Annotated in this window: 15 protein-coding genes and 1 rRNA gene; 2 read left to right on the top strand and 14 right to left on the bottom strand. The window is 52.5% G+C overall.

The features are described 5' to 3' along the window. Positions 1-105, top strand: a 5S ribosomal RNA gene (gene rrf, locus AC2FAK_RS17265); the annotation flags it as partial. Between the two features lie 106 nt (positions 106-211). Here the strand turns inward: rrf and AC2FAK_RS17260 are convergent. From AC2FAK_RS17260 to AC2FAK_RS17230, 7 genes are all read right to left on the bottom strand, one after another. Next, complete coding sequence (locus AC2FAK_RS17260; RefSeq protein WP_013099005.1) at positions 212-970, bottom strand: amino acid ABC transporter ATP-binding protein; 759 nt, start codon at positions 968-970, stop codon at positions 212-214. 7 nt (positions 971-977) lie between these two features. Next, a complete protein-coding gene (locus AC2FAK_RS17255) occupies positions 978-2,081 on the bottom strand; it encodes an amino acid ABC transporter permease (RefSeq protein WP_095455367.1) in 1,104 nt (367 codons plus the stop codon). Positions 2,082-2,090: 9 nt separating this feature from the next. Then, positions 2,091-3,272, bottom strand: a complete 1,182-nt coding sequence (locus AC2FAK_RS17250; protein ID WP_038420721.1) for an amino acid ABC transporter permease — start codon at positions 3,270-3,272, stop codon at positions 2,091-2,093. Between the two features lie 67 nt (positions 3,273-3,339). After that, positions 3,340-4,365, bottom strand: a complete 1,026-nt coding sequence (locus AC2FAK_RS17245) for an amino acid ABC transporter substrate-binding protein (protein ID WP_013099002.1) — start codon at positions 4,363-4,365, stop codon at positions 3,340-3,342. A gap of 469 nt (positions 4,366-4,834) precedes the next feature. Beyond that, a complete protein-coding gene (locus AC2FAK_RS17240) occupies positions 4,835-5,056 on the bottom strand; it encodes a lipoprotein (protein ID WP_013099001.1) in 222 nt (73 codons plus the stop codon). Positions 5,057-5,349: 293 nt separating this feature from the next. Further along, on the bottom strand, positions 5,350-8,463 hold the full coding sequence (locus AC2FAK_RS17235) for an efflux RND transporter permease subunit (RefSeq protein WP_095455368.1): 3,114 nt from the start codon (positions 8,461-8,463) through the stop codon (positions 5,350-5,352). A gap of 11 nt (positions 8,464-8,474) precedes the next feature. After that, the gene (locus AC2FAK_RS17230; protein ID WP_013098999.1) at positions 8,475-9,614 is read right to left on the bottom strand and encodes an efflux RND transporter periplasmic adaptor subunit; all 1,140 of its coding nucleotides are present in this window, start codon (positions 9,612-9,614) and stop codon (positions 8,475-8,477) included. A gap of 386 nt (positions 9,615-10,000) precedes the next feature. Here AC2FAK_RS17230 and envR point away from each other — a divergent pair, with 386 nt between their 5' ends. Then, positions 10,001-10,720: an acrEF/envCD operon transcriptional regulator gene (gene envR / locus AC2FAK_RS17225; protein WP_047023143.1), complete on the top strand. Its 720-nt coding sequence runs from the start codon at positions 10,001-10,003 to the stop codon at positions 10,718-10,720. Here the strand turns inward: envR and AC2FAK_RS17220 are convergent. The 7 genes from AC2FAK_RS17220 to AC2FAK_RS17190 form a co-directional block, all read right to left on the bottom strand. Beyond that, a complete protein-coding gene (locus AC2FAK_RS17220; RefSeq protein ID WP_047351786.1) occupies positions 10,636-12,717 on the bottom strand; it encodes a putative bifunctional diguanylate cyclase/phosphodiesterase in 2,082 nt (693 codons plus the stop codon). The genes envR and AC2FAK_RS17220 overlap by 85 nt on opposite strands. Before the next feature lie 139 nt (positions 12,718-12,856). Beyond that, positions 12,857-13,021, bottom strand: a complete 165-nt coding sequence (locus AC2FAK_RS17215) for a DUF2556 family protein (protein WP_029883261.1) — start codon at positions 13,019-13,021, stop codon at positions 12,857-12,859. A 180-nt stretch (positions 13,022-13,201) separates the two neighbouring features. Next, complete coding sequence (gene fis / locus AC2FAK_RS17210; RefSeq protein ID WP_000462905.1) at positions 13,202-13,498, bottom strand: DNA-binding transcriptional regulator Fis; 297 nt, start codon at positions 13,496-13,498, stop codon at positions 13,202-13,204. A gap of 23 nt (positions 13,499-13,521) precedes the next feature. Continuing rightward, the gene (gene dusB / locus AC2FAK_RS17205) at positions 13,522-14,487 is read right to left on the bottom strand and encodes a tRNA dihydrouridine synthase DusB (RefSeq protein ID WP_013098996.1); all 966 of its coding nucleotides are present in this window, start codon (positions 14,485-14,487) and stop codon (positions 13,522-13,524) included. Between the two features lie 329 nt (positions 14,488-14,816). After that, positions 14,817-15,698, bottom strand: a complete 882-nt coding sequence (prmA, locus tag AC2FAK_RS17200; protein WP_023620877.1) for a 50S ribosomal protein L11 methyltransferase — start codon at positions 15,696-15,698, stop codon at positions 14,817-14,819. Positions 15,699-15,709: 11 nt separating this feature from the next. Beyond that, entirely contained in the window at positions 15,710-17,161 is a 1,452-nt protein-coding gene (gene panF, locus AC2FAK_RS17195) for a sodium/pantothenate symporter (RefSeq protein WP_020687390.1), read from the bottom strand. After that, on the bottom strand, positions 17,151-17,393 hold the full coding sequence (locus AC2FAK_RS17190; protein ID WP_013098993.1) for a YhdT family protein: 243 nt from the start codon (positions 17,391-17,393) through the stop codon (positions 17,151-17,153). Before AC2FAK_RS17190 ends, panF begins: the two co-directional genes overlap by 11 nt. Positions 17,394-17,453: the final 60 nt, after the last annotated feature.

Below are 17,453 nucleotides of genomic sequence, written 5' to 3'. Positions count from 1 at the left end.
TAGCGCGGTGGTCCCACCTGACCCCATGCCGAACTCAGAAGTGAAACGCCGTAGCGCCGATGGTAGTGTGGGGTCTCCCCATGTGAGAGTAGGGAACTGCCAGACATCAAACAAGTGAAAAGGCCATCCGAAAGGATGGCCTTTTTGCATTTCTACACGGCGCACAGCGTAGGCCGGGTACGGCGAAGCCGCCACCCGGCATAACAAACGACTAGTGAATCACCTGTGACAGGAATGCTTGCGTGCGTTCTGACTTCGGATGCGCAAAGAACTCATCCGGTGGCGCCTGTTCAACAATCTCTCCGCGATCCATAAAGATCACCCGGTCAGCCACGGTCCTGGCGAACCCCATTTCGTGAGTCACGCACAGCATAGTCATTCCAGATTGCGCCAGCCCAATCATGGTATCCAGAACTTCTTTCACCATTTCAGGATCCAGCGCTGAAGTTGGCTCATCAAAAAGCATAATTTTGGGCTTCATGCACAGTGAACGGGCGATAGCCACACGCTGCTGCTGGCCACCCGATATCTGGCCTGGAAATTTATTGGCGTGTTCAGCAATACGTACACGTTCCAGATAGTGCATCGCTAACGCTTCAGCTTCCTTTTTTGGCATTTTGCGCACCCAAATCGGCGCAAGCGTACAGTTCTGCAGCACCGTCAGATGGGGGAACAGGTTAAAGTGCTGAAACACCATCCCGACTTCCTGACGCACGCGTTCGATGTTGCGAATGTCTTCATTCAGTTCGATACCATCAACAACAATACGCCCCTGCTGATGCTCCTCAAGGTGATTGATGCAGCGAATGGTTGTCGATTTCCCGGACCCGGAAGGGCCGCAAAGGACAATGCGTTCGCCCTGCTTGACCTTAAGATTGATATCTTTCAGGACGTGAAATTGTCCGTACCATTTATTTACGTTTTCCAGCGTAATCATCGCGTCGGCGGGTGTCATAGTTATTTGGCTCATAATTTCCTCAGTGCGGTGTACGCCCGGTGTTAAAGCGCTTTTCCAGATGCTGGCTATAGCGCGACATGCTAAAACAAAAGATCCAGTAGATCAGAGCAGCAAAGACATATCCTTCGGTGGACATGCCAAGCCAGACAGGGTCAACCGTTGCCTGTTGCACGCTGCTAAAGAGATCGAACAATCCGATAATGATCACGAGGCTGGTATCTTTGAAGAGGGCGATGATCGTGTTCACCAGCCCGGGGATAACCAGCTTGAGTGCCTGCGGAAGTATCACCAGCCCCTGTGTTTTCCAGTAACCGAGCGCCAGTGATTCCGCAGCCTCATACTGCCCTTTAGGCAATGCCTGCAGACCGCCACGCACCACTTCCGCAACGTAGGCTGACTGGAACAGAATGACTCCTACCAGGGCACGGATCAGTTTGTCTATCGTCGTGCCTTCTGCCATAAACAATGGCAGCATGACCGAAGACATAAAAAGGACGGTAATAAGCGGTACACCGCGCCAGAACTCAATGAAAATAACCGAGAGCACACGGACAACGGGCATTTTTGAGCGACGGCCAAGCGCCAGTAAAATGCCCCACGGCAGTGCGCCTGCGATCCCAACAGAAGCAATAATCAGCGTCAGCGTTAAGCCGCCCCATTGTCGGGTTTCCACGCGTTCCAGCCCCAGGAAACCACCGTACAACAGCACCCACACAACAATCGGATACACCACCGCCCAGCAGGCGATGTACCGTCCGCGTTGCGGCAGCCTTTTCCAGAACATCACGGCGATGGAGAGCAGCCCAATAACCAGCGCCAGATTGATTCGCCAGCGTTGTTCGTGCGGATACAATCCATACATGAACTGACCAAAACGCTCGTGGATAAACACCCAGCAAGCGCCAGCTTTTGTACAATCTGCCCGGGTTGAACCGACCCAGTTAGCCTGTAAGAAAGCCCAGTTAATGAGTGGCGGGATCAACTCCCACATCAGCCACAGACAAATTATTGTCAGCAGACTGTTACCCCAGCTGGAGAATAGATTCTTACGAGCCCAGAGAATAAAACGCCCACCTGTCGGGTTGGCAGGACGCGAAGAGTACGACAGTATCGCTTTTGTCATCATAGTTCCTTAGCGCTCAACCAGTGCAATACGGCGGTTATACAGGTTCATCAGCAACGAGATCGCCAGGCTGATAATCAGATAGACGGACATAGTGATGGCAATGGTTTCAATGGCCTGTCCTGTCTGGTTAAGCACGGTTCCGGCGAACAGTGACACCATATCCGGGTAGCCAATTGCGGCGGCCAGCGACGAGTTTTTGACAATATTGAGGTACTGGCTGGTCAGGGGCGGAATGATGACCCGTAACGCCTGTGGAATAATGACCTGTCGAAGCGTTACCGTATGAGGTAACCCCAGAGAGCGTGCTGCCTCGTGCTGTCCATGCGGGACTGCCTGGATCCCCGCCCGAATGATTTCGGCAATAAACGCAGACGTATAAATGGAAAGGGCCAGGGTCAGGGCCGCCAGTTCAGGAATTAACACCATCCCGCCCTGGAAGTTAAAGCCCCGCAAATGTGGGACATCCCAGTGTAACGCGGCACCAAAAAGCCAGTGTGTCAGTAGCGGCAGACCGATAATCAAAAGCGCCGCAATTGGCCATGTCTTGCGAAGCTGCCCGGTTTTAATCTGATGTTTGCGGTTATAGCGAAATAGCCCGGCAGAGAGGGCTAGCGCGATGATAATCGCGGTGATAAAAGCATATATCCCTTCTGCGAGTTCAGGAGAAGGAATATAAAGCCCACGGTTGCTCAGAAAAAACAGATCGAAGGCATCGACAGCCTGACGTGGCCCCGGAAGGTTACGCAGCACGGCGAAATACCAGAAAAAAATCTGCAGCAGCGGCGGGATATTGCGGAACGTCTCAATGTAAATGGTGGACAGCTTTCGCAGCAGCCAGTTATCTGACAGGCGAGCGAGGCCAATAAAAAAGCCCAGTATGGAGGCGAAAACAATACACAGCGCGGAGACCAGCAGTGTATTGAGTAAACCGACGAGGAACACGCGGCCGTAGGTATCGCCTTCCTGATAATCAATAAGATGCTGAACAATGCCAAAACCCGCACTGCGATCCAGAAAAGCAAAGCCGGAGGTAATACCGCGATTATTCAGGTTGGTAACCGTGTTATGAATTAAATAAATGGCGATAAGAACAACCGCAAGAATGGCAATAATCTGGAATAGCCAGGCGCGGACCGCGGGATGAGAAAAGGATAGCGATCCTTTTACGGGGGAGCGGCGATGGAACATAAAGAAACCTCGGTAACCATGACTCTGGAGTGGGCACTGCGTTCACAGTGCCCGTTACAGCAAAGACTTAACGTACTGGCGGTGCGTACTGAATACCGCCGTTATTCCAGAGATTGTTCTGGCCGCGTTTGATCTTCAGCGGGCTTTCCGATCCCACGTTGCGCTCAAAGATCTCAGCATAGTTGCCCACCTGTTTAATGATGTGGTACGCCCACTTGTTATCCAGCTTCAGATCCTTGCCAAAATCGCCTTCTGTGCCCAGCAGGTGTGCCATATCCGGGGTTGAGGGTTTGGCAGCTTTCTCATCGACGTTTTTCGAGCTGATACCCATCTCTTCTGCATTTAACATGGCGAACAGGGTCCAGCGAACGATAGAGAACCAGTCTTCGTCGCCACGGCGAACGACGGGTCCAAGAGGCTCTTTGGAGATCACTTCAGGCAGGACGATCCACTCTGCCGGGTTGCTCAGCTTAATACGCAGCGCGTAGAGCTGTGACTGGTCAGACGCCAGCGTATCGCAACGGCCAGATTCCAGCGCTTTGGCTGATTCATCAGAGCGATCGAATGTCACCGGGGTGTACTTCATATTATTCGCTTTGAAATAATCGGCGACGTTAAGCTCGGTATCGGTACCGGCCTGAATACACACGGTCGCACCGTCCAGCTCTTTGGCGCTTTTCAGGCCCGCTTTATTGTGGGTAAGGAAACCGATGCCGTCATAATAGGTGACACCGGTGAATGACATCCCCATGCCTGCATCACGGGAGGAGGTCCAGGTGGTATTACGGGAGAGCATGTCCACTTCGCCGGACTGCAGCGCGGTGAAACGTTCTTTGGCCGTCAGCGGGGTATATTTTACTTTGCTGTCATCACCGAAAACGGCAGCGGCGACGCCCCGGCAGACGTCAACATCGATACCGGTAAATTTGCCGTTAGCATCGGCATAAGAGAAGCCAGGCAAACCGTCGCTGATACCGCACTGAACAAAACCTTTCTTTTTCACGGCATCCAGCGTTGTGCCCGCATGGGCCTGACCCGCAACAGCAAACAACATACCCGCAGCGGCCAGGCTGGCTATCATCGTCTTTTTCATAATGCATCCTGTGTGGCTAAATTTATCGTTATTTAGGTGTTTTAAACACTTTTACCCATCTGTGGCGTTGGCCGACGTTTATATAGCAAACGTAATGCCAGGTTTCGCGCTCGATGAAATAAGCGATAAGTGAACGCTTAATGCTGAGTGTAGACAGGCTTAAATAAAAGGAGCGCCCCGAAACGGTGCGAAATTACAACCTGTGCCACAAATCGGAGCAAAACTTTTAAGGAGGGTCAGAAAAAAAGAAGAGATAGTTTCCAGAGTGAATATTGGCCGGGTATTCAATAATATGAATGGGTGAAAATCATCAAAACTGAATACAAAATTAAAAGGGGAAGTGAAAAAGAGGTGACAGGCTTCTGGCTAAAATTAATGGCGTGAATAAATACGGGATTTTTACTGATTTGATATTACTGCACTCATTCAAAGCAAAAGCGCGGCCAGAGCCGCGCTTTCTGAACAGATGTTATCGGGTCAGGGCAACAATACCCAGCGTCAACCCCGCCACCGCGGCAGCACCACCAGCGATAGCACCTGCTGTTTCCCAGTTATCCTGAGTGGTACCTTTCATACAGGTATTGGTATGAACCAGTCGGCCCTGATCGTCGTATACCGGTACACATGGAGAGTCGTGCGCGCATCCAGCCAGCAGCGCAGCGAGTAGTGCAACGGAAATGAATCTTTTCATGATGTTACCTCAGTATTATTTCGCGTCCGCTATAAAGCCAGGAGGGCTATTAACGAACTGGAGGTTATTTTACCACCGGGATAAGCCCACGTTACACGAGGAATAATCTCAAATTATGTTGTTTGTAAACATCGTGGAGAAAAGTGTTTCGTCAGAACGAATTAATGGAGAAATTATGGAGTAACAACGTGGCGTTCTTACTTAATGCAAACTGACTCTTTTTAACACTGCGATCTTAATACACTGTTTATCTTAAAATAAAAAAGGCACCAGAGGTGCCTTTCAGGTATTCATCACTCTTTATGGCGCGTAAAGCGTCGCCGGACGACCACAAAGAAAACGGGCACGAAGAAGATAGCCAGAAGCGTTGCGGAAAGCATGCCCCCCATGACCCCTGTCCCGACCGCGTTTTGCGCACCGCTCCCGGCGCCATGGCTGATCACCAGCGGCATGACGCCAAGAATAAAGGCGAGCGAGGTCATCAGGATCGGTCGAAGGCGCATTCTTGATGCTTCCAGCGTGGCTTCAATGATGCCTTTACCCTCTTTTTCCATCAGATCTTTGGCAAACTCAACGATCAGAATGGCGTTTTTAGCCGACAAACCAATTGTTGTCAGCAAACCCACCTGGAAATAGACGTCATTGTTCAAGCCACGTAACGCTGCTGCAACCAGCGCCCCTATGACTCCCAGCGGAACCACCAGCATCACTGAGAAGGGAATGGACCAGCTTTCGTAAAGAGCAGCCAGACACAGGAACACCACTATCAGTGAAATAGCGTACAACGCAGGCGCCTGATTTCCGGAAAGTCGCTCCTGATAAGACATTCCTGTCCAGTCATACCCGATGCCGGAAGGCAGTTTTGCAGCAAGACTTTCCATCAGCGCCATGGCCTCACCGGTACTTTTACCGGGTGCGGACTCACCGATGATCTCCATGGATGGCATCCCGTTATAGCGCTCCAGGCGAGGTGAACCGTACACCCAGTGCGAGGTGCTAAAGGCGGAGAAAGGTACCATCTCACCATTTGCGCTGCGTACATACAGGTTGCTGATGTCACCAGGCAGCATACGGAAGCGCGCATCAGCCTGGACATAGACCTTTTTCACACGTCCATGATCGATAAAGTCATTTACATAAGTTCCACCCAGGGCCGTTGAGATGGTCTGGTTGACGTCAGAAAGACTGATGCCCAGCGCCTGAGCCTTCTCCTGGTCGACATCCAGTTTAAACTGCGGGGTATCTTCCAGACCATTTGGCCGCACGCGCACCAGCATGTCAGGGTGCGCTTTCACCATTCCGAGAAGCTCATTCCGCGCCTGCGTCAGCGAGGTATGCCCCAGGTTTGCCTGATCAATCAGTTCGAAGTCGAAGCCCGTTGCGGTTCCCAGTTCGATAATCGCAGGCAGGTTAAACGGAAATACGAGTCCATCTTTTATCTGGCTGAAGGCTTTTGTCGCGCGGCCAACAATCGCCTCAACGCTATTTTCCGCCCCCGGTCGTGCTTCCCAGGGCTTCAGGCTGATAAAGGCAATCCCGGCGTTCTGGCCCTGGCCGCTAAAACTAAAGCCATTAACGGTAAAGACAGATTCAACATTGGCCTTCTCGTTTTTCAGATAATAGTTCTGGACCTGATCGAGGACCTGCTGCGTACGCGTCTGGGTCGCACCGGCCGGAAGTTGCACCATCGTCATAAATACCCCCTGGTCCTCTTCGGGCAGGAAGGAGGTAGGCAAGCGCAGGAACAGCACCGCCATACCACCCACAATGATGATGTACACCACCAGGTAGCGTCCGGTCTTGCGTAAAATGCCGCTCACGCTGTTGCTGTAGTGCTCCACGCTGCGGTCAAAAAGCGCATTAAACCAGCCAAAGAAACCGCCTTTCTTTTCGTGGTGATCGCCGGATACCGGTTTAAGCAGGGTTGCGCACAACGCGGGGGTCAGGATCAGGGCGACCAACACGGAGAGTGCCATTGCCGAAACGATGGTCAGTGAGAACTGGCGATAGATGGCCCCGGTCGAGCCACCGAAAAATGCCATCGGGATAAAGACCGCCGACAGCACCATGGCTATACCCACCAGTGCGCCCTGAATCTGTTCCATCGACTTCTGCGTCGCCTCTTTCGGCGGCAGTTTGTCTTCTACCATCACGCGTTCGACGTTCTCAACGACCACGATGGCATCATCAACCAGCAAGCCTATTGCCAGCACCATCCCGAACATCGTCAGGGTATTGATGGAGAACCCGAACGCCGCCAGCACCGCGAAGGTACCCAGCAAAACAACCGGCACCGCGATAGTGGGGATAAGCGTCGCGCGCAGATTTTGCAGGAACAGATACATCACCAGGAAGACGAGGATGATTGCTTCAAACAGGGTTTTTACCACTTCGTGAATAGAGATCTTCACAAACGGCGTGGTGTCGTACGGATAAACCACCTTCAGACCCTGTGGGAAGAATTGCTGCAGTTGCGCCAGCTTGCTCTTGATGGCCGCCGCCGTATCCAGCGCATTTGCACCGGTCGCCAGCTTAATCCCCAGGCCGGTTGCGGCCTGCCCGTTGATTTTGGTCACCATATTGTAGTTTTCACCGCCCAGTTCAATGCGTGCGACATCCTTCAGGTGCACCATCGAGCCGTCCGGGTTCACCTTCAGCGTCACGCGGCCAAACTCTTCCGGTGATTTCAGGCGGGTTTGCGCAATGATCGAGGCGTTCAATTGCTGGCCCGGCACGGACGGCGTTCCGCCTAGCTGGCCTGCCGCTATCTGGTCATTCTGGGTTTTCAGTTGATTAATAATGTCCAGCGGCGTCAGCTGGTATTTATTCATCGCGTTACTGTCGAGCCAGATGCGCATTGCATACTGGGCACCAAACAGCTGAACATCACCCACCCCAGTGGTTCGACTAATGGCATCTTTCACATTCGAGGCGACGTAGTCGGAAATGTCATCCTGCGAGAGGCTTTTATTGTCTGAAACAAAGCCAGCCACCAGCAGGAAGCTGCTGCTGGACTTCTCAACGCCGATCCCTTGTTGCTGCACTTCCTGCGGCAGCAGCGGCATGGCGAGCTGAAGTTTATTCTGAACCTGAACCTGGGCGATATCCGGGTCTGTACCAGACTCAAAGGTCAGGGTGATGGTGACATTACCTGCAGAATCGCTGGTGGATGACATATACATCAGGTTATCGATGCCGTTCATGTTCTGTTCGATAACCTGCGTCACGGTATCCTGCACCGTCTGCGCATCTGCGCCAGGGTAGGTTGCGGTTATGGCAACCGCGGGTGGGGCGATAGTCGGATACTGCGCTACAGGCAGTTTGAGGATCGCCAGCCCACCTGCAATCATCAAAATGATGGCGAGTACCCAGGCGAAAACCGGCCTCTGGATAAAGAAATTAGCCATGACGTCGTTCCTTAACCGGCTGGAGTCGTAGAGGTATCGGGTGTGGCGACGACGGTAGCCCCAGGTTTGGCTTTTTGTAACCCACTGACAATCACGCGGTCACCGTTTTTCAGCCCCTCTGTGACCAGCCAGCGATCGCCAATGGCCTGAGAGGCAACGACGGTGCGTGACTCAACCTGGTTTTTGTCGTTAACAATCAGGACGGTTGCATCCCCACGCGGCGTGCGGGTGACGCCTTGCTGTGGGATCAGAATCGCATTCGGCTGCGTACCCTCATTAATGCGGGCGCGTACAAACATTCCCGGTAACAGCAGGTGTTGCGGATTCGGGAAAATCGCCCGCAGAGTGATGGAGCCAGTGCTTTCATCAACCGTCACATCAGAAAACTGCAGCGTGCCTTTTAGCGGATAGGGTTGACCATTCTCCATCAACAGCTCGACGGTGCTGGTGGTCTCCCCTTTTTGCAGGCTTGTCTGCTTCAGACGCATAAAATCATTGCTGGACTGGGTGACATCGACATACATCGGATCCAGTTGCTGTACCGTTGCCAGGGCGTTTGCCTGGCCGTTGGTGACGAGAGCTCCCTCGGTCACGCTGGATTTACCAATGCGACCATCGACGGGAGAGGTGACTTTGGTATAGGCAAGGTTGATACGTGCGCTTTCAACTCCTGCTTTTGCAGCAACGACGCTGGCATCCGCCTGCTGAGCCGTCGCAACGGCCTGGTCGTACTCCTGCTTACTGACATACTGTGTGCCCACCAGCGGGAGATAACGTTTCACCGTCAGGTGCGCAATATTGGCTGCCGCCTGGGCTTTCGCCAGCTCTCCTTTTGCGCTGTCATACGCCGCCTGATAGCTGGCGGGATCGATCTGATAAAGTGACTGGCCAGCTTTGACATCGCTGCCTTCGGTGAAATTGCGACGCAGGATAATGCCGCTAACCTGAGGACGCACTTCCGCAACGCGAAACGCATCTGTTCTGCCCGGCAGCTCTGTTGTCACAGTGAGGGGGGCACTTTTGACAATGTGTACACTCACCTGAGGCGGCTGCGGTTGATGTTGCTGATTTTCCTGCCCATCGCATCCGGCAAGCAGTGCGGCGCAGACAATAAAACCGGTTAAGGGCAAGCGTCTGAAATGATTCGTCATTACTGTTCCTTTAAATACCCATTAACCGATATTTCCGTGGATCGGTGACAGGGCAGGGGACAAAAACAAAAAATGTAGCTGCGTATAATAATGAGGGTATTTAATGTTTTTTAATTTATAAGTGCGGATAAATGCGGCAGGAAAGAAAATCAGAAGAAGACTTTGCGTTTACAGCAATATACTTTAACAAAAGTAATCAGGAGAGTGATGTTTCATAGAGGGCATTTATCTGTTTTGTGAATTTAATTATGGGTATGCATTTGCCTCAGTTATAAATAAAGCGAATTGACTTTTTTTGTGCAGAATTCACCTTGTCTTTCATGAATACTTCCGATTACAAAACCCTACTAAACAGCTTAATTCTTGTGAGTAACGAGTAGTCGTCCATGGCGCGTAAAAAGAAAGCAGAGGCACAACAAACCCGTCAACAGCTGATTGAAGCGGCTATCGGGCAGTTTGCGACACGTGGCGTAACCAACACAACGCTGACGGATATCGCCGATGCGGCAAAAGTGACGCGTGGGGCCGTCTATTGGCATTTCACCAGTAAAACAGAGATATTTAATGCTATCTGGGAACAGCAATTGCCGCTTCGCGATCTCATTCGTGACAGACTTTCTCTTTCCGAAAAAGATGATCCCTTGTTAATGCTTCGTGAGCAATTTATCACTGCGTTGCAATATATTGCGCATGAGCCTCGCCAGTGCGCGCTGTTACAGATTTTGTATCATAAGTGTGAATTTACCAGTGATATGGTTTCCGAGTATGAAATCAGGAAACGTATTGGTTTCAACAATGATTTTCTGCGTGCGACACTGGAGCGCTGTATTTCACGAAACATCATTTCTTCGCAGGTGAATGTGGATTTAACGTTGATAGTGTTCCACGGATTTTTTAGCGGAATAATTAAAAACTGGTTAATGAATAACGACAGCTTCAACCTCTATCAACAGGCACCTGCTCTGGTCGATAACATTCTGGCGACACTCCCGGTGATGCGCGTGTCGCCACGTGAGGAGGCTTACGACTCGGTGTCGGGCAAGATCTCTCCCTGCTCGCAAAGCGTTTCAATGGTCTGCGCGCTGACAGGTTTTCCTAACAAATAGCCCTGAAGGGTATTACAGCCCAGTTCCGTCAAAAAGGCTTGCTGTGCTTCGGTTTCCACCCCTTCAGCCACCACTTTCAGATTCAGCGTTTTCGCCAGGGCGACAATCGCGGAGACAATGGTCGCATCTTCGCTTTCTCCACTGAGCTCTTTTACAAACGCCCTGTCGATTTTCAATTCACAAGCGGGTAAGCGTTTAAGATACAGCAGGCTCGAGTAGCCGGTACCAAAGTCATCAATAGAGGCTTTCACACCCGCATTCGTCAGCTCTGTCAGCACCCGCACGCTCTCATCCGGGTTACTCATCGCAGTGGTTTCCGTCACTTCAAGGATCAGCATTTCCGGCGGCACCTGGTGACGTGTCAGACAATCAAGCACCGTACTCACCAGCGAAGGTTGTTCAAACTGAAGTGTCGACAGGTTCACCGCCATTGACCAGTTTTGATGCCCTTTAAGGTGCCATTCCCGCAACTGGCGGCAGGCTTCGTTGATAACCCAGTTGCCAATGGGAATGATCTGTCCCGTTTTTTCCGCCAGCGGCAGGAACAGGTCTGGCGTAAGCAATCCCAGCTTCGGGTGTTGCCAGCGCAGGAGTGCCTCAAACCCGAGTACGGGGCCTGCCGGCGCGTGGAATTTGGGCTGATAATGCAGCTGTAGCTCATTACGATCGATGGCCAGCCACAGATCGTTCATCAGCTGCAGATGGGTTTGCGCCAGCGTGTTCATGGAGGGCTGGAAAAAGTGATAACCGTTACGGCCCATATGCTTGGTGTGGTACATCGCCGCATCGGCGTTAAACATCAGCTCGCGATCGGTTTTGCCATCGTGAGGATAAAGCGCAATGCCAATACTGAGGGTCACCACCAGCTCATACGGATCCACATTGAATGGACTATCGATAGTGCGCACCAGGGCATTGGCAAGGGAGGCTGCATCGTCCGGCCCCCCAACCTCTGCCAGCAGAACAAATTCATCACCGCCAATACGTGCAAGGGTGAACTGGCCTTTCAGAGGGAGCAGCAGGCGTTGCGTAACGGCAACCAGCAGTTTATCGCCGATATCATGCCCGTAGGCGTCATTGACGGTTTTAAAGCCGTCGAGATCCATAAACATCAATGCGAAATGCGTGCCTTCACGATCTGCTTTGTTGATGGCCTGATCGAGTCGATCTTCCAGCAGGATACGATTGGGCAGGCGCGTCAGCGTATCCTGTAGCGCCAGCTGGGCCAGCTCCCGGTTTGCTTCCGCCAGAGACGAGGCGAGGAGAGAGGTGCGTGCCTGCAGGCGCGCATCCAGCATCGACACCAGCAGGGTGATACCAAGGATGGCGAGTGCGACAACGCTCACCAGCACGGCCAGCCAGCTGCCGTTAATCCCCTCATGGTGAGCCATGGTCGACACTGGAAACTGTGCGGCTTTCATCCCCGCATAATGCATTCCGGCAATCGCAATTCCCATCGTGATTGCAGCACCCATGCGCATCAGCGCGACCTGAGCGGCCTCATGACGCAGGCGGAACGTCAGCCACAGTGCGGCGAGCGATGCAGCAAGCGCAATAGCGACTGATATCGCCACCCATGTTTTATCCCAGATAATACCGGGCGTAACCTCCAGGGCCGCCATGCCGGTGTAATGCATGGCCACAATACCGGTTCCCATGACTAGTGCACCGGGCAGCAGACGGCGCAAACGCAGCTGCTCGCAGCTGACAAGCCACAGCGCAAACAAGGATGAACCCACGGCGATAACCATCGATAACCCCGTCAGGGTGGCGTTGTAGCTCATGCTCATGGAGAGATCCATCGCCAGCATGCCGATAAAATGCATCGCCCATACGCCAATACCCATTGCAACACCGCCACCGGCCAGCCAGATGCGCGCTGCCACGCCCTGACTTCCCGCCACACGCGCGGCCATATTCAGCGCGGTATAGGCAGCAAGGATAGCGACAACAAAGGAGAGGACGACAAGGATATGGTTGTATTGGCTAACCAGCATGATCGGTTCAACTCGAGTGTGAGGTTACGCAAGGGCGGTGGTGAAGGGCGAGACATTATCATCGTAAGGTAATGACTCAAAGGGATTTAAATCCCCGTTTTTATTAAGTGATTTCGGGGTTTTTGACGACGTTGGCGGCTCAGTCCAGCTCTGAACAATTGACGAGTTTAAGCGGGTTCACGGAATCCATATTGCGACACTTATCGGTTTCGGTGCTCATCAGTTCAATCCATTGCATCAGCAGCGCATCAAAGAGAAAAACTGAGATAGCAAAGACAACCAGCCACCAGTATTTACGAATCATTATGACATTCCGGGAGAAGAGAGCCAGTAAGGTGGTGGAAATATACACGAAAAGCGGCGGTTGAAAAGTGGGGAAAGCGAAGGTTTACAAAGCGTTGACGGTGGCAGATGTGGAGCAATAAAAAAGGCGCATCCCCATGCCAGGTAGCGCCTTTTTAAACAAGCATTTCGCTAACCGAAATTAGTTCATGCCGTATTTTTTCAGTTTCTTACGCAGAGTACCACGGTTGATACCCATCATCAGCGCAGCGCGGGTTTGGTTACCGCGGGTGTATTGCATCACCATGTCCAACAGTGGCTGTTCAACTTCAGCCAGTACCAGCTCATACAGGTCATTAACATCCTGACCATTCAGTTGAGCAAAATAGTTCTTCAGTGCCTGTTTAACCGAGTCACGCAGGGGTTTTTGAGTTACCTGATCCTGAGAGTTAACGGTAGAAACGGTCAGTACGTCAGAATTTACGCGTTGTTCGAACATAGTTCTGTCAGCTCTTTATTTCATTACGCAAGATTTTCGAAGTATGCCTCCAACGCCTCCAGCTGTTCGCTGGCATCCTCTATGGCGTTGAATGTGCGCCGAAACTGGTCATTTGGAGCGTGCTCCTGGAGATACCAGGAGACGTGTTTACGCGCAATTCGGTACCCTTTTGCCTGGCCGTAGTGGTCATGCAGTTCCCGAACATGCGAACAAAGCAAGCGCTTAACCTCTGCCAGAGGCAGCGGGGCAAGCAGCTCCCCAGTGTCCAGATAATGCTGGATTTCCCGAAAGATCCAGGGTCTTCCCTGAGCTGCACGTCCTATCATCAGAGCATCAGCTCCCGTATAGTCGAGCACAGCTCTGGCTTTAAGCGGGTCAGTAATGTCGCCATTCGCGATAATCGGAATGGAAACTTTCTGCTTAACTGCCCGAATGCTGTCGTATTCAGCTTCACCGTTGAACAAACAGGCGCGAGTGCGTCCATGAATGGTCAGGGCCTGAATGCCACAGTCTTCGGCCAGTTGGGCAATCTCTACACAGTTACGGTGTTCCGGCGACCAACCCGTGCGAATCTTCAACGTAACAGGAACGTCCACTGCGCTGACAACCGCCGTCAGGATTGACTTCACCTGGTCGGGGTATTGCAGAAGGGCTGAACCTGCAAGCTTGCGATTCACTTTTTTGGCCGGGCAACCCATGTTGATATCAATAATCTGGGCGCCACTTTCCACGTTAATCCGCGCGGCATCTGCCATCTCTTCAGGCACACTTCCGGCGATTTGCACGGTGCGAATACCTGGTTCATCAATGTGCACCATCCGAAGGCGGGATTTATCGCTTTCCCAGACCTGCGGGTTAGACGACATCATCTCGGAAACGGTTAAACCGGCTCCCATCTCATAACACAGCGTCCTGAACGGCCGGTCGGTAATACCTGCCATTGGGGCTGCGATCAGGCGATTTCTGAGCTGGTGGTGTCCGATGCGCATGAGTTAAGAAATGACCATACTGTGACTGCAAGGCGGCGTATATTACGCATTTTTTGCACGAGATGAAAGGCCAAACTTTGAACAATCCACTGTTGTAGATCAAGGAATCGCCACCCAGTCACAATGATGAAAATTATTTTTTATTTAAATCATTATGTTATGTATTAACGGCGATTTTATGACCGCTTACAATTTCCCGTAACTTCTCATCATTTCTCAAAAAATGAATCCGTTGAGCGGGATATTCTGCTGTTTTTAGCAGCAGATTCTCCCGCTTCTATGCGATCTGCGTCGCATTTTAGAACATCATCTCAGTACGAAAAATGTTCTTATTTTTTACGGCCTGTGATGCGGCACCACTCTTCTTTTTCCACCACCGGATCGAGGGTGAAGAGATCGGCGTAGGCTTCGCAAACGCTGTCAGCCTGGCTTGCCAGGATCCCGGAAAGCCCCAGCAGACCGCCCTCAACGGGCAGCACGCTGATTAACGGTGCAAGCTCGCGTAATGGGCCTGCCAGGATGTTAGCGACCACCACATCGGCTTTCATGGCCTCTGGCTGCGCGTCCGGCAGATACAGCTCAAGGCGATCGGAAACGCCGTTACGCTCGGCGTTATCACGACTGGCCTGAATAGCCTGCGGATCGATATCGATCCCGATGGCTTTTGCGGCGCCCAGTTTCAGTGCGGCAATGGCGAGGATCCCGGATCCACAGCCGAAGTCGATCACGGTTTTCCCTTCCAGATCCAGGCCATCCAGCCACTGCAGGCACAGTGAGGTGGTCGGGTGGGTGCCGGTACCGAATGCCAGACCCGGGTCGAGCATCACGTTGACCGCGTTTTCATCGGGAACTTCGCGCCAGCTTGGGCAGATCCACAGACGCTTGCCAAACTGCATGGGGTGGAAGTTATCCATCCACTCGCGTTCCCAGTCTTTGTCTTCCAGTTGTTCGATTTTGTGCGCAAAACCCGCGCCCAGCAGAGGATGATGTTCCAGAATCGCGACCACTTCTTTCATGTCTGTTTCGGCATCAAACAGGCCAATCACGTCGGTATCGCCCCACAGGCGCGTTTCGCCCGGCAGCGGCTCAAAGACTGGCGTGTCATGCGTGTCCTGGAAGGTGATAGAGACCGAGCCGGCCTCCATCAGCGCATCGCTCAGCTCTTCGGCGTTGGCGCCGGTTGTGTTCAGTTTTAGTTGGATCCACGGCATGGCAAAACTCTTTATTTATCAGTAGACATCATAGCGGGTTGTGGGACGGGTTGACCGAAACGGTTCCCCACCACAAACGCCAGTAAACTTAACAGTAACGAAGGCACAATTGGATGGAAGCCCAGGTACTGGATCTTAAAGGTGGCGAGCACGGCGTACACGACACCGCCAACAATCATGCCGCTTAGCGCGCCCGCAGCATTCGCGCGCTCCCAGTACAGGCCAAGCACCAGCGGCCACAGGAAAACAGCTTCAAGGCCGCCAAACGCAAGCAGGTTCAGCCAGATGATCATCTCCGGTGGACGCCAAGCGGCCAGCAGCAGCAGTGCCCCTAATAACAGCGTAATCACCGCAGACATCCGCTTTAAGCGTCGTTCGTTTTTCAACTGCTCGGGACGCAAATTCAGATAGAGATCTTTGATAATCGTAGCGGAACTTTGCAGCAACTGAGCGTTGATCGTCGACATAATGGCGGCCATCGGTGCGGCAAGGAAAATCCCGGCAGCAAAGGGGGGCAGGACTTTAACCATCAGGGTAGGGATCACCAGGTCGGGCACGGTAAGATCTGGGATCACCGCACGACCTAATGCACCCGCCAGATGCATTCCCAGCATCAGTATCGCCACCACAATGGTCCCGATAATAATGCCGCGATGAACCGCTTTACTGTCCTTATAGGAGATACACCGTACAGCGGTATGCGGCAGTCCAATGACGCCGAAGCAGACCAGCACCCAGAAGGAGGTCATAAAGGTGGGTGATAGAATGTCATCTGCGCCCTCTGGAGTGACCAGTTTCGGGTCAATCGCTTCAAGGGTTTCAACAGCATGGCTCAGCCCGCCAGCCGCATGGACAATCCCCACCAGCAGCACAATGGTTCCGATGAGCATCACCATGCCCTGCAGGGTGTCGTTCAGTACGCTGGCGCGAAATCCACCAAACGCCGTATAAAGCGCGATACTGATCCCAAAGATAAGCAGGCCAGTCTCGTAAGGGATCCCTGCTGCGGTTTCAAGCAGACGTGCACCGCCAATAAACTGCACCGTCATCGCCCCCACAAAGGCGACCAGCAGGCTTAGACTTGCCAGCCATACCAGTAAACGGCTGCGGTAGCGGGCAAACAGCATGTCGTTCAGCGTCACGGCATTATAGCGACGCGCCAGAATAGCGAACTTCTTGCCGAGTATACCCAGCGAAAGCCAGATAGCCGGGAGCTGGATCATCGCCAGCAGCACCCAGCCTAACCCATATTTATAGGCTGCCCCGGGACCGCCAATAAATGAGCTGGCGCTGATATAGGTGGCGGTGAGCGTCATCGCTAACACAATGCCGCCCATTGAACGGCTGCCGAGGAAATATTCGTTCAGGAAGGTGCCGGTTGCCCTTTTGCGCATGGCATACACGGACACGCCAAACACGACCAACAAATACGCGATAAGCGGCAGAATGACTTCAAGCTGCATCGTCGTCCTCCAGCGGGATATCGCGATAAATGAATTTCACCATTGCCCAGCACAGCAGGATAAAAATCAGCGGTACCAGCAGACAGGCCATTTCAAACCAGTGAGGCAGGCCGGTGATGCCAATTGCAGAATCAGGTAAGTAAGCGGTTACCAACCATGCGGCAAGATAGAGAAGGGTCAGCCACAGCGCCCAGCGCGCTTCTTTATGGGCCTGAACAAAACGTTTGTCCATTTTTTGTCCCTTGTGGATGAAGAAAGCGGGGATTGTACATGATGGGCCTTGACGATCCCC

The sequence above is a fragment of the Enterobacter cloacae complex sp. 394F7 genome (assembly GCF_057320385.1).
This window is presented reverse-complemented; position numbering and strand designations above follow the sequence as displayed.